This window comes from Microbacterium sp. SW12, assembly GCF_055391095.1.
This window is the reverse complement of record NZ_AP024335.1, coordinates 2742221-2754511: the sequence shown is the minus strand read 5'-3', so window position 1 is coordinate 2754511 and position 12291 is coordinate 2742221. Positions and strand designations below refer to the sequence as shown.

General features: G+C 68.1%; 12 protein-coding genes. 4 read left to right on the top strand and 8 right to left on the bottom strand.

The genetic code is table 11. The annotated features are described in order from the left end of the window. Positions 1-42 precede the first annotated feature (42 nt). The gene (rraA, locus tag MICSW_RS13895; protein WP_292732226.1) at positions 43-510 is read left to right on the top strand and encodes a ribonuclease E activity regulator RraA; all 468 of its coding nucleotides are present in this window, start codon (positions 43-45) and stop codon (positions 508-510) included. A gap of 12 nt (positions 511-522) precedes the next feature. Here rraA and MICSW_RS13890 read toward each other — a convergent pair whose 3' ends face one another. After that, positions 523-1896 (bottom strand): glucose-6-phosphate dehydrogenase, encoded by a 1374-nt coding sequence (locus tag MICSW_RS13890; protein WP_341578125.1) that lies wholly within the window; start codon positions 1894-1896, stop codon positions 523-525. A 119-nt stretch (positions 1897-2015) separates the two neighbouring features. On the opposite strand from MICSW_RS13890, the gene MICSW_RS13885 reads away from it, so the two are divergent. Continuing rightward, positions 2016-3809, top strand: coding sequence for a glycoside hydrolase family 15 protein (locus MICSW_RS13885; RefSeq protein ID WP_292728740.1), 1794 nt, complete (start codon positions 2016-2018; stop codon positions 3807-3809). 19 nt (positions 3810-3828) lie between these two features. After that, the gene (locus MICSW_RS13880; RefSeq protein WP_464496317.1) at positions 3829-4095 is read left to right on the top strand and encodes a hypothetical protein; all 267 of its coding nucleotides are present in this window, start codon (positions 3829-3831) and stop codon (positions 4093-4095) included. 140 nt (positions 4096-4235) lie between these two features. Here MICSW_RS13880 and MICSW_RS13875 read toward each other — a convergent pair whose 3' ends face one another. The 4 genes from MICSW_RS13875 to MICSW_RS13860 form a co-directional block, all read right to left on the bottom strand. Beyond that, positions 4236-5339, bottom strand: a complete 1104-nt coding sequence (locus tag MICSW_RS13875; protein ID WP_228178273.1) for an ABC transporter permease — start codon at positions 5337-5339, stop codon at positions 4236-4238. Beyond that, the gene (locus tag MICSW_RS13870) at positions 5336-6220 is read right to left on the bottom strand and encodes an ABC transporter ATP-binding protein (RefSeq protein WP_228178274.1); all 885 of its coding nucleotides are present in this window, start codon (positions 6218-6220) and stop codon (positions 5336-5338) included. Before MICSW_RS13870 ends, MICSW_RS13875 begins: the two co-directional genes overlap by 4 nt. Positions 6221-6325: 105 nt before the next feature. Beyond that, positions 6326-6970: a response regulator gene (locus tag MICSW_RS13865; protein WP_464496316.1), complete on the bottom strand. Its 645-nt coding sequence runs from the start codon at positions 6968-6970 to the stop codon at positions 6326-6328. After that, positions 6967-8217: a sensor histidine kinase gene (locus tag MICSW_RS13860; RefSeq protein ID WP_464496315.1), complete on the bottom strand. Its 1251-nt coding sequence runs from the start codon at positions 8215-8217 to the stop codon at positions 6967-6969. The genes MICSW_RS13865 and MICSW_RS13860 overlap by 4 nt, the downstream gene beginning before the upstream one ends. Positions 8218-8475: 258 nt before the next feature. Here MICSW_RS13860 and MICSW_RS13855 point away from each other — a divergent pair, with 258 nt between their 5' ends. Beyond that, positions 8476-9273 carry a UbiA family prenyltransferase gene (locus MICSW_RS13855; protein ID WP_464496314.1) on the top strand — a complete coding sequence of 266 codons (798 nt, stop codon included), beginning with the start codon at positions 8476-8478 and terminating at the stop codon, positions 9271-9273. Here MICSW_RS13855 and MICSW_RS13850 read toward each other — a convergent pair. Genes MICSW_RS13850 through MICSW_RS13840 form a run of 3 tightly spaced genes read right to left on the bottom strand, consistent with a single transcriptional unit; the run spans position 9254 to position 12284 of the window. Beyond that, on the bottom strand, positions 9254-10405 hold the full coding sequence (locus MICSW_RS13850) for an FAD-dependent oxidoreductase (protein WP_464496313.1): 1152 nt from the start codon (positions 10403-10405) through the stop codon (positions 9254-9256). The two genes, MICSW_RS13855 and MICSW_RS13850, sit on opposite strands and share 20 nt — an antisense overlap. Before the next feature lie 3 nt (positions 10406-10408). Continuing rightward, on the bottom strand, positions 10409-11092 hold the full coding sequence (locus MICSW_RS13845; RefSeq protein ID WP_464496312.1) for a methyltransferase domain-containing protein: 684 nt from the start codon (positions 11090-11092) through the stop codon (positions 10409-10411). A gap of 19 nt (positions 11093-11111) precedes the next feature. Next, a complete protein-coding gene (locus MICSW_RS13840; protein WP_464496311.1) occupies positions 11112-12284 on the bottom strand; it encodes a type III polyketide synthase in 1173 nt (390 codons plus the stop codon). Positions 12285-12291: the final 7 nt, after the last annotated feature.

Here is a 12291-nt window from a genome sequence, read left to right as displayed (position 1 = left end):
CCGACCCACTCACCCGGCGATGCGCGCAGATACCGTCAGGGCATGACGATTGCAACAGCTGACCTGTTCGATGAACGCGGCGACGAGCTCGATTCGCTCGGCATCCAGCTGCAGGACATCGGCGGCCGGATCGAGTTCGACGGGCCCATCCGTACGGTCCGCTGCCATCGCGACAACGCCCTGGTGAAGGCGATCCTCGCAACCACAGGGCACGGAGCCGTGTTGGTCATCGACGGCGGAGGCTCGTTGGAGTCTGCGTTGGTCGGAGACCTCATCGCGGCGTCCGCTGTCGAGAACGGTTGGACCGGAGTCGTTGTTTACGGGGCGGTCCGCGATCGGGAGGCGATCGGCCAGCTCGACATCGGCCTCAAGGCGCTGGGCTCCAACCCACGTAAGAGCGCCAAGGACGGTGTCGGCGAGGTCGATGTTCCGGTCGAGATCGGCGGCGTAACGTTCACCCCGGGCAAACACGTGTGGGCGGATGCCGACGGCGTGCTTGTGGAGCGGTAGCGCGGCGATGCCTCAGTAGTCGTGGTCGGGCCAGCCGTCAGGCCCGTGCGAACCTGCCGCGTAGTCCTGCAGCGGGACATCACCGGCTGCCCAGGCGTCAAGCACCGGCTGCACGATGCGCCAGCACTGCTCGGCAGCATCCCCACGCACCGACAGGGTCGGATCCCCATCGAGAATCTCCGAGAGGACTTCGGCGTAGGCCAGAAGCGCCCCCTCGCCGAGATCGGCGCTGAGCTTTGCCCACGTGAGCGCGAACGGGTCGTCGCTTCCATTGACGTTCAGCCCCAGCGACATCCGGTCGGGCCCGAGCGTGAACCGCAGCCGCGACCCGTGGGTCGCGCCCGTGAATCCGTCAGGGAGGTGCCGAACCGGGCGGAAGCGGATCAAGATCTCCTTGACAGGGTCACCGACAGCCTTGCCAGAGCGCAACGTGATGGGCACGCCGGCCCAGCGGTTGTTGCGGACTTCGAGCACGACCTCAGCAAGGGTCTCGGTGTCGCGGTCGGGTACGACGCCTGGTTCGTCCACGTAGTCGGGGAGATCTCGCCCATCGATCGAGCCCGACGTGTAGCGGCCACGGCGAGATGACCCGACAGGGTCGTCGTTCCAGATGTGGGTGGCAAGAAGCGCCGACGTGGTAGCTCCGCGGAGGTCTTGCTCGCCGAGGGTTGCCGGCGGCTCCATCGTGACCAGGGCCATCAACTGCAGCAGGTGGCTCTGGATCATGTCGCGAAGCGCGCCGGCCTTGTCGTAGTACCCGGCGCGACCCTCGAGCCCCAGCTTCTCGTCATAGGTGATGTCGATCGACTCGATGTGCTCGGCAGACCACACCGGCTCGAGGACCCGATTCGCGAATCGTGCGCCGATGATGTTCAGCGACATCGACCGTCCCAAGAAGTGGTCGACCCGGAACACCTGGCTTTCGGGCACGAGGGCCGCGAGCTTCGCGTTCAGCTCGTGGGCGCTCGTTGCGTTGCTGCCGAAGGGCTTCTCGAGGGCCAGGATGAGGCCGGGCGGCAGGTCGACGGCCGACAGTGACTCGCACGCCTTCGCGGCGATCGCCGGGGGCACCGCGAAGTAGAGAGCGATGCGGCCCTCCGTTTCCGAGAGCAGCGCTGTGAGGTCATCGGGCGCGGTGATATCGGCCTTCGTGTAGGTAGTCTCGGCGACCTTCTCGAATGCCGCCGCAGAGTCGCTCGAGGCGAAGGCGTCGCGCACGACCTGCTGCCAGTGCGCGTCGGTCCAGTCATCCATGCCTGCGCCGCGAAGACGGACGCGCCGCTGCGGCTGCCTGGACAGAAGCTGTCCGAGCGCGGGAAGCAGCAGGCGGGAGGTGAGGTCGCCCGAGGCGCCGAGGATGAGGAGGGTCGTCGTCTGGTCGGCCATGCCGCCACCCTATCGACGCCTCGTGAACCGCGACCAGGGGCTGGTCCAACTCCGAGCGGATTCGTATCGAATCCTCGCTATACCGCGGGCAAGGCATCGCGGACTGACAGAATCGGGTCATGGCTGCCCCGATCGAGGACTACGCGATTCTGAGCAACTGCCGCACGGCTGCGCTTGTCTCCCGAGAGGGAAGCATCGACTGGCTGTGCCTGCCGAGATACGACTCTCCGTCGATCTTCGGAGCGCTGCTGGGCGAACAGAAGCACGGCCACTGGACCATCCGCGCTGCCGACCCCGACGCCACGGTGACCCGGTACTACGAAGACGACACGTTCGTGCTCGTCACCCGCTGGGAGACACCCACCGGTGTGGCTGAGGTGCGAGAGTTCATGCCGATCGACGGCGGTCGGGTGGAGCTCGTGCGTCGCGTCGAGGGCGTCTCCGGGCACGTTGACTTCACAACGGAGCTGCGGATGCGCTTCGACTATGCCCGTGCGCTGCCCTGGGTCCGCCAGGTGGGCAGCCATGTTGCGCCGGCACTGCTGGCCATCGCGGGCCCGGATGCCGTGCTGGTGCGCGGTGTCGAGATGAACCCCGACGACCATGTCCACCGCGGATCGTTCACGATCGAATCGGGCAGTGGCGTGGATCTGACCCTGACCTGGTTCCCGTCTCATCTCGAGGCGCCGGATCCCGCCGACGTCGACCGGATGCTCACCCACACGCTGCACTGGTGGCGCGAGTGGGCAGGCCGCGTCGACCACGACGGGCCCTTCGAAGACGAGGTGGTGCGCTCGCTCATGGTACTTCGGGCGCTCACGCACGAAGACACGGGCGGCATCGTCGCGGCGGCTACCACCTCCCTTCCCGAGGACTTTGGGGGAGTACGCAACTGGGACTACCGCTATGTATGGCTACGCGATGCGGCGTTGACGATCGAGGCCCTCATCTCGCACGGTTTCCTGCGGGTGACTGCCCGGTGGCGGCAGTGGCTGTTGCGGGCGATCGCGGGTGACCCGAAAGAACTGCAGATCATGTACGGGCTCGCAGGGGAACGCGATCTCACAGAACGTGAGCTGACCTCCCTTCCCGGGTACCAGGGCGCGGCCCCCGTGCGGATCGGCAACGGGGCACAGGTGCAGTACCAGGGTGATGTCATCGGAGAGGTGATGGTGGCCCTTGAGGCGGCGCGTGTCGCCGGGGTCGAAGAGACCGACTTCTCGTGGGCGCTGCAGAAGGCGATGCTCGCGTTCGCCGAGCGTCACCTCGACAAGCCTGACAACGGCATCTGGGAGATCCGTGGCGAGCCGCAATTGTTCACGCATTCGCGAGTCATGATCTGGGCGGCTTTCGACCGCGGCGCGCGCGCCGTGCGTGAGTTCGGGCTGTCGGGCGATCTCGAGAAGTGGGAGCGATTGCGCGATCGGATGCGGAACGAGATCGACGAGCGCGGCTTCGACGCCGAGCGCGGACACTTCGTGCAGCACTACGGCACGACAGAGGTGGATGCGTCGCTCCTGCTGCTCGCGCAGGTCGGATACGTGGCCCACGACGATCCGCGCATGCTCGGGACCGTGGCCGAGATGGAGCGCACGCTCATGGTGGATGGGCTGCTGCACCGCTATCGCACGGAAAGTGGTGTGGACGGACTCGCCGGCACCGAGCATCCGTTCCTGGCGTGCTCGTTCTGGCTCGTGGAGCAGTACGCGAACAGCGGCCGTGTCGATGACGCGATGGCGCTCATGACCCGGTTGTGCGGCTTCGCGAACGATGTCGGACTGCTCTCGGAGGAGTACGACGTGGACGGCAAGCGGCAGGCGGGGAACACGCCGCAGGCGCTCTCGCACCTCGCGCTCGTTCGCGCCGCCGATGCGCTGGCCGGCCACCACGGCCGCGCCGCTGACCGGGAGTAGTGCCGGGTCAGCGCGTTACGTGCGGCTCGGGCTCGATGACGCCGGCATCGCGCATCCGCACCGCCTGCTCGACGCGGAACAGTTTCATGAGCCCGGGCTGGGTTCGTGCGAAAGCTGTTTCGGCGATCGGGACCACCTCGATCCCGTCGACGCGGTGGCGCGCGCCGTCGATCCGCAGGACCGCCTCACCTGCGGCAATGGCGTTGCGCGCCCACGCGGTCTGCGGGCCGTAGACCAGAGCGGCGCTCCAGCCGTCGGCATCCGAACGCTGTCAGCAGGACGCTGAAGATCACCACGATGACGGCGGTTGCGCGCTTCATGAGGGTCCCTCGTGTGCGGTGATGTCCCGAGTGCCTCCACGCTAGCGCGGTTGGCCCCGCCCCGAAAGCCGAGGCGAGACCAACCGTGCGATACGAGACCGGTGGATCAGGGGGTCTTGAGCGCCTCGCGCCACGAGACGCGAGCGCCCATCCTCAGGATCGAGCGTTCGTAGATCTTCGCCGCCAACACGATCGCGGCGACGCAGGTGGCGATGAGGATGACCAGCGACAGGATCGGCTCCCACCACTGCGCCTCCCCGAGGTACAGGCGAAGCGGCATCCCGACCGGCGCCGAGAACGGCACATACGACATCACGGTCAGCACGACGGGGTTGTCGTTGAAGAAGATCACGAGGAAGTACGGGGCCATGATGAGCATCGTCAGCGGCGCGGTCGTCGAGCCGATGTCTTCCATCCGCGAGACGAGCGAACCCGCCGCCGCGAACAGCGACGCGAGGAGCACGAACCCGAAGAGGAAGAAGATCGCGAACCAGGCGATCGGGGCGCCAAGGCCCTGGAGGACCTCGCTCTGCCCGGTGACGATCAGGCCGACCACGGCGATCGTGGCCAGCAGCAAGATCTGCGCCATCGCCAAGATGGTGTTTCCGATGATCTTGCCCGCCAAGAGTGTTCGCGCCGGCATAGCGGACAGAAGCAGCTCCACGACGCGGGTCTGCTTCTCTTCGACGACGCTCTGGGCGATGGTTCCGCCGAACAAAGACGCCGCCAGCAGGAAGACGACTCCGAACCCGATCGAGACGAAGTACCGCAGGGCGAAGTCGACAGTCGCCGGGTCGAGCAGTTTGACTGACGGCGACTCCGACAGGCCCATCAGCAGCGACGTCGGTGGCGAGTCCTCGGTGATGACGACCAAGCCGGTGGGCGAGGAGGCGTCATCGACAACAGCCGCGCTGACCTCACCGCTGCGGACGAGTGCTTCCGCGGCATCCTGGTCGGCGACCTGCGTCACCTCAACCCCGGGAACCTTCTCCACTGCAGCCGCCGTCGAGGAGGTGACTGCGACCTTGGTGGCGGACGGATTGCCGGCAGAGAACCCACCCCAGATGACGGCGGCGAGCGCGATCAGCAGGGTGATGACCGTCGAGATCACGAAGGCGCGGCTGCGCAGCTTGGAGCCCACTTCGCGTTCGGCGACGAGCCAGACGTTCTGGAAGCCTCGGGGCGTGGATGTCGAAGCGGCGGTGTTCACTGGATGACCTCCTTGAAGATCTGCGCGAGCGTCGGGCGAACCGGGGCAAAGCTCTCGATGCTCGCCTCGCTCGCTGCGCGTTGCAAGATGCGCTGTGCGGCGGCGTCATCCGCCGCATCGAAAAGGGCGTTCCCGCCGTCGAACTCGACCACCGTGATGTCCGGCTGGTCGCGCAGCCAGCCGAGGTCGCCGGCGGTGCGCAGTTCGTAACGGTGTCCCGAGTGCTGCTGGCGCAGGTGTTCACTGCTGCCGGCGGCGCGGATCTCGCCTCCGGCGATGATGACGATGTCATCGCAGAGGCGCTCGACGACGTCGAGCTGGTGGGACGAGAACAGCACCGAGACGCCGGCAGCTGCCCGGCGGTGCAAGACGTCGGCTACCACGTCGACCGCGAGCGGGTCGAGCCCCGAGAAGGGCTCGTCGAGGATCAGCACGTCGGGCTCGTGCACCAGCGCCGCTGCGATCTGCGCCCGCTGCTGATTACCGAGCGAGAGCTTCTCGACAGTGTCGTTCAGGCGTTCCCCGAGTCCCAGCTGCTCGAGCAGAGCCGTAGCGCGGGTCTCCGCCTCGCCCTTGTCGAAGCCGTGCAACCGCGCCAGGTAGGTGATGTGCTCACCGACCTTCATCTTCGGGTAGAGCCCGCGCTCTTCGGGCATGTACCCGAAACGGCGTCGGTCGGCAGAGGTCAGCGCTGCACCATTGATGGTGACCGACCCCGCATCCTTGGCAAGCACCCCGAGGATGATGCGCATCGTCGTGGTCTTTCCCGCACCGTTCCCTCCCACGAAGCCGGTCAACCGGCCGGGCCTGACAGCGAACGACAGATCGTTCAGAACACGGTGCGCGCCATAACTCTTGGTCACGTGCGACAGCTCGAGCATGTTGCTCCTCTCACTCGGTTCTTCCAGGCTAGGAAGCTCCGCCTCGCCGCGCATCCGCCTCGAGGCGGGTTCGCGCCCTCCCTCGTACGGGGGATTCGACTCCGTTCAGGACAGCCCGTGGCGGTAGGCATAGACGACGGCGGCTACGCGGTCGCGGACGCCGAGCTTGAGCAACACATTGGAGACGTGGGTCTTCACCGTTGCCTCGCCGATGATCAGGTGCGCCGCGATCTCAGCGTTGCTCATCGCCTGGGCCATGAGGCGTAGGACCTCCGACTCGCGCTCGGTGAGCTCGGCGGCCACCGGTGGTGTCGGCGTCGGGGCTGCTGCGGCGAACCGGGCGATGACTCGGCGAGTCACCTCCGGGGCCAGGAGTGCGTCGCCTGCCGCCGCGACCCGCACGGCGGCCTGCAGCTCCTCGGGTGCTGCGTTCTTGAGCAGAAAGCCGCTGGCCCCCGCCTGCAGGGCTTCGAAGAGATAGTCATCTCGATCGAAGGTGGTCACGATCACGACGGCGCACTCGAGCTGGGGGTCGGCGACGATCTGGCGTGACGCTGCGAGACCTCCCATTCCGGGCATCTGTACGTCCATGCAGATGACGTCAGGCCTGAGATCGGATGCCGCCCGCACCGCCTCCTCTCCGCTGGCGGCCTCTCCGACGACCTCCAGGTCGGGAGCGCTGTCGAGGATGAGACGGAACCCGGCACGCATGAGCGCATGGTCGTCGACGAGCAGAACGCGGGTACTCACGCGCTCACCGCCTCGGGACGCGGCACGGTCAGGCGTACCCGGAACCCGCCCTCGCGGCGCGGTGAGATCTCGATCGAGCCGCCGGACGCGACGGCTCGCTCACGCATCCCGAGAAGTCCGAGTCCGCTCTGCGAGGTCAGGGCGGGCCTGCCCGAGTTCACGATCTCGACCTCGACGGCATCGGGCAGGTACCGGACGCGGACGTCGGCCTCGGCATCCGGGCCGCCGTGGCGGCGTGCGTTGGTCAGGGCCTCTTGCGCGATCCGGAAGGCATTGACCTGAACCGTCGGCGCCACCGGCCCCGGCTCGCCGATGATCGTCAGAGTCGTCGGCAGACCGTTCTCGCTGGCATGCGCGACAAGGGCAGGCAGGCCTTCCAGGCCCACCGTGGATGCGTCGCTGGGGTCATCGTCGACCGGAGTGCGAAGCGTCTCGAGCAATTGGCGCAGCTCCACGAGCGCATCCCGGGCTGCCTGCTCGATGTCGACCAGAGCGCGGCGCGCGGCATCCGGATCGGCGTCCCACACGGTCCGCGCAGCGCCCGCCTGCACGCCCATGGCGGAGACGTGGTGCGCGACCACATCATGCAGCTCCCGCGCGATGCGCACGCGGTCGAGGGCGACCGCCTGGGCCGCCGTTGTCTCGCGCTCCCGCTCGAGCTCGACGCTGCGCTCGGCGAGGATCTCGCGCTGTCGGCGGGACTCGAAGGTGCGATTGCCGAAGTAGTACGCGCCGCCGAAGAAAGCGACGTTGACGAGGAACTGGATGAGCATGAACGCGACGTAGGGCGAGAAGAGGCCCGCACGCGAGAGGCCCTCGTCGGTCGGCGCTGTGGCATCGATGAACATCGAGATGAGCAGCCACGTGAACATGCCAGCGATGATCGCGACACGGACGAGGAACGCTCGCCGTCGGTTGTCGACCCATGCCCCGACGGTGTAGAAGGCGATGAAAAGCGCGACATTCCCGACGTAAAGCTCCGGGACGCGGGCCATCATCCCGGCAAAGAACGCGACGGATACTGCCACCGCGACAGTGCAGGGCAGGCGTCGACGCCAGGCCAGCGGGGCGGTGAGACAGAGCGCGTAGAGCAGCGCGACCCGCAGGTCGATCTCGGTGGAGTTGTAGATTCCGGCGACTGCGCCGAGGGCGGTGCTCAGCACCGCCGTGACGAAGAGGGCTGCCGCCAACCAGACGTCCCCTCGGGTCGGAACCCACCGCGAGGTGGCGCGCGTCGGATCACTCACCCATCCACGCTACGTCGCTCGCACACCACGCCACATCCCTCTCGCGGGGGAGCCCCCCCGTCCGCCGGCCGCGGCCGGCGATGGTCCCGATTGCAGGATCAGCTGCCTCGGCAGGGGCGGTGGAGGGCAGCAGAGCGGGTTGATCCTGCGTTCGGCTCGCCGGGTGCGGTGTCGGGACGCGTACTGTGAGGGCATGGCGACCCGGCAGACTTCCCCGGGCACGACAGGTTTCGGGGGCCGGGTGCTCGCCCTGCTGGCGTGCTCGCATCCTGGGCCGACGGTGGTCGTCACGACTCTCGCCGGATTGCTCGCCGTGGGGGCGGCATCGGGGTGGGGCGCATTGTGCTGACAGTCGCGGCTGTGCTCTTCGGTCAACTGTCGGTCGGATGGTCCAACGACGCTATTGACGCTCAGCGGGACCTCGCCATCGGGCGCCGCGACAAGCCGATCGCTGCCGGCGTCATCTCGCGCCGAGCGGTAGCCGCCGCAGCCGGCGTCTCGCTGGTGATCGCGCTCATTATCTCGGCCATCATCGGGTGGGAGTTCTGTCTCGCCCACGGCATCGCCCTGGCCTCGGCGTGGGCGTACAACGCGTGGCTGAAGTTCACATGGGCATCGGGGATCCCGTTCGCGGTGAGTTTCGGCATCCTGCCCTCGCTCGCGACGCTGGCAGCTCCCGCGCCCGTCGTGGCTCCGTGGTGGCAGGGAGCCGCCGGCGCTCTGCTGGGCATCGCCGTCCACCTCACCAACCTGCTTCCCGATCTCGCCGACGACGAGGCGACGGGTGTGCGCGGGCTCGGTCACCGGATCGGCGCCACGCCGAGTGCGATAGTCGCGTTCGCTGCCGTCATCGCGGGGACTGTGGTCGTCGTCGTCGGATCGTTCGGCCAGGTGCCCTTCGCCGTGGCGCTCGCGGCGTCAGTGAGCGTTGCGGCGTGCGCGGTCGCGGGCCTGCTCCGCGCTCTCCGGAAGCCGGACCGCGTGGTCTTCCGCCTGGTGATGGCGTCGGGTCTGATCCTTGCTGCGCAGCTCGTTCTCACCGCGTTTGTGGCGTGAGGGGGCTTTCTTGCGCATCCGGATCGAAGCCCATCCCGTAGGCGTGTGCGAGGAGCCGCGCCGGGGCCAGACGGACGCCTGCGAGCCGCGTGACCGCGCCGACGCTGCCGTGACCACGCCCGGCGACGGTGTTCAGCGCGGCGATTCGCGCCGCGGTCGTCGCGGCCGACCTGCGTCGACGCTCCCACGCGGCCAGTGCGGCCGGCGGCTCTCCCGTGATGTCCCACTCTCGGAGCAGCGGCGCGAGCGTCGCCGCGTCGATAAGGCCGAGGTTGAGACCCTGCCCGCCGATGGGGCTCACCTCGTGGGCCGCGTCACCGATCGCGAGAACCCGTCCGCGCAGCATCCGGCGCGCGACGAATCGGCCTACCCCGAAGTTCGACGCCGTCGTGATCGTGTCGCCGGAAGATCCCGCACGCCGGCTGACAGCGTCACGCAGGGCGGTCGCGTCATTTGTGGAGCCCGCGCGGTGCCACGCGACGTATCGCCGCAGGCCGCCGGGTAGCGGAAACGACTCGAGGACGCCATCCGGATGCAGGTGGACGATGGCGCGAGGCCCTTCGTCGGTGTCATCGGGAACGTCGGCCATGACGTAACGGTCGGGGTACGCGCGGCGCCTCCCGTCGCGGATGAGGATACTGATGTGGCGCGAGCGAGACCCCGCCGCAATCACGACCGCATCGCCGTGCACGTCACCACTGTCGGTGATCACCCGACACGTCGCCCCTTCGTCGATCACGTCGAGCACCTGGACTCCGCGCTCCGGCGCGGGGGCGCCGTTGCTGGCGGCCGCGGCGGTGATCGCCGATTCGGTCGCTGCCTGCGGAAGGGTCGCGACGAACGGGAAGGATGCGAGCGAGCCGGCCCGCACAGCGTCGAACCGGATCGTGGTCACGGTCGCGGCGCCGACCCTGGCCTGGCCCTCCCGCACCTGCAGACAGGCGGAAAGAATGCGATCGGTCACCCCCGAGGCTGACATCGCCGTCAGCGCGGCGGAATGGATGCCGATGGCCCGGGACCCGGCGCCGGGAGCCTCACGCGCCTCGAGCGTGATGTGCTCCACACCCAGGCGGGCGAGTTCGCCGCCCAGCAGCATGCCGACGGGACCGGCGCCGATGATCACGACCCGCATGGCTCACCTGTCACCGGGTCCCTCGGGCCCGCGGGTCGCGAGGACGCGAAACGGCGCCGGCGGGGTCACTGTCCACCCCCGTGGGACCTCCCGCTCGAGCTCGGCGACGGTGTATGACCGGCGGATCGAGCGGAGCCCGTCAGTGAGGAGGAAGGTCCCGGGTGCGACCGGAAGGATGCCGACCGCGTAGAGACCCCACGCCGTCTTGCTGCGGGCGATGTCGTTGTGCAGCGCGAGCTCGGCGCCGAGCGCGTCGGTGTGGGTGAGCAGTTCGTGCAACTGATCGCGGCTGAGGTGGTGGAGGACATGGTTGGAGACGACGACGTCGAACTGTTCGCCGGCGTCGACGAGGTCTGCGGCATACGCGCCTCGAAACGTGACCCCGGGCTCGGGTGGCTGCGACGTCGCGATCGACAGGCACCGTGGGTCGGGGTCGATTCCGCAGATCTCCACCGCGAAGCCGTCGCTGTGAGCACGTCGCGCGAGGTCGCGTGTGACGTCGCCGCCGCCGCATCCGACGTCGAGAATCCGAACCGGCTCCTCACGCTGCGCGTCAGCTCGGGTGCGAAGGTAGGGACGCAGACGGGATCTGTAGATCGCGCCCCATCCCGCCACCGCCCGGTTCACCACTGTGAACCGGCGTACCGTGCGCAGCAGCGCCTGTTCGTCGCACTGCGGATCGTCCATCAGCTCGCGAAGAGTCTCGTCACGAACGCGCACTGTCCGCCTGCCCCACGCGCAAGCTTTCCGCCGCCGCTATCGGCTGGCGCGCTGCGATGCGAGCCGTTGCACTCTCTACCGCGAGGCCAGGACCGAACGCTGTGACGAGAACCTGCTCGCCCTCGGCCACCGTGGGATCACCGAGAAGGTCGGCGAGGATGAACAGCACGGTGGCAGATGACATATTGCCGTAGTCGCGCAGGATCGCTCGGGATCGCTGCAGAGCCGTTTCGTCGAGATCCATCGCCTGCTCAAACCTGTCCAGGATGCTGCGTCCGCCCGGGTGGACCACCCACTGGTCAATCGCACCGGTGCGCTCAAGCACCGGCGCGAGGGCTGCGCGGACTTCGCGTCCGACGATGCGGGGGACATTGCCGGTGAGTGTCATCTCGAAGCCGTGGTCGCCGATGATCCACGCCATGTCCTGCTCGCCGTCGGTCGTGAGGGCGGTGGTGAAGCCCGTCAACTCGAGCCCGCGAGACGGTGCAGCCAGTTCGCGGGGACCGCTGGATTCCGGCGACTTTGCGGTCACGACCGCCGCTGCCGCGCCGTCGGCGAAGACGGCGGAGGCGACGATCTGGTCGGGTTCGGATGATGAGCGAATGTGGATGGAGCACACCTCGGTGCACGTGACCAACACCGTTGCGGTGGGATCGGCGAGACAGATTCGCCATGCCGAGCGCAGCGCCGGGATTGCCGCGGCACACCCCATGAATCCGATGTGCTCGCGTTCGACCGTCGGAGCAAGCCCGATGTCGCGCACCAGCCGGTATTCGGGGCCGGGAGCGTAGAAGCCCGTGCAACTGGCAGTGACCACGTGGGTGATCTCGCCCGGATGTACGCCGGCGTTCTCGAGCGCACGCCGCGCGGCGGCCTCCGACAGTCTCGGGGCTTCGCGTGCGTAGATCTCGTTGCGGGCGGCTGTCCCGGGAGCGCGGATGACACGGCTCTCCGGGTCCAGGAAGGTCCCGCCGCCACCGGCGAAGTCTTCGATGACGGTGTGGCGCCGCTCGATCGCTGAGTTGTCGTAGGCGGCGCGGATGAGCCGAGCGGTGAGCGGCGCGAGATCCGGCTCCGCGAGGAACAGGTCGCGCACCTGAGCCTGCGAGAGCGCAAACTCCGGCACCGCGGTCCCAATGCCGATGAGCTGGACTGCCATGCACTCA

Bases quoted from the DNA above. Each gene is read 5' to 3' on its own strand.
- MICSW_RS13885 (WP_292728740.1), top strand. From the start codon at position 2,016: ATGGCTGCCCCGATCGAGGACTACGCGATTCTGAGCAACTGCCGCACG.
- MICSW_RS13890 (WP_341578125.1), bottom strand. From the start codon at position 1,896: ATGGCCGACCAGACGACGACCCTCCTCATCCTCGGCGCCTCGGGCGAC.
- MICSW_RS13850 (WP_464496313.1), bottom strand. From the start codon at position 10,405: ATGCGGGTCGTGATCATCGGCGCCGGTCCCGTCGGCATGCTGCTGGGC.
- rraA (WP_292732226.1), top strand. From the start codon at position 43: ATGACGATTGCAACAGCTGACCTGTTCGATGAACGCGGCGACGAGCTC.
- MICSW_RS13840 (WP_464496311.1), bottom strand. From the start codon at position 12,284: ATGGCAGTCCAGCTCATCGGCATTGGGACCGCGGTGCCGGAGTTTGCG.
- MICSW_RS13845 (WP_464496312.1), bottom strand. From the start codon at position 11,092: ATGGACGATCCGCAGTGCGACGAACAGGCGCTGCTGCGCACGGTACGC.
- MICSW_RS13870 (WP_228178274.1), bottom strand. From the start codon at position 6,220: ATGCTCGAGCTGTCGCACGTGACCAAGAGTTATGGCGCGCACCGTGTT.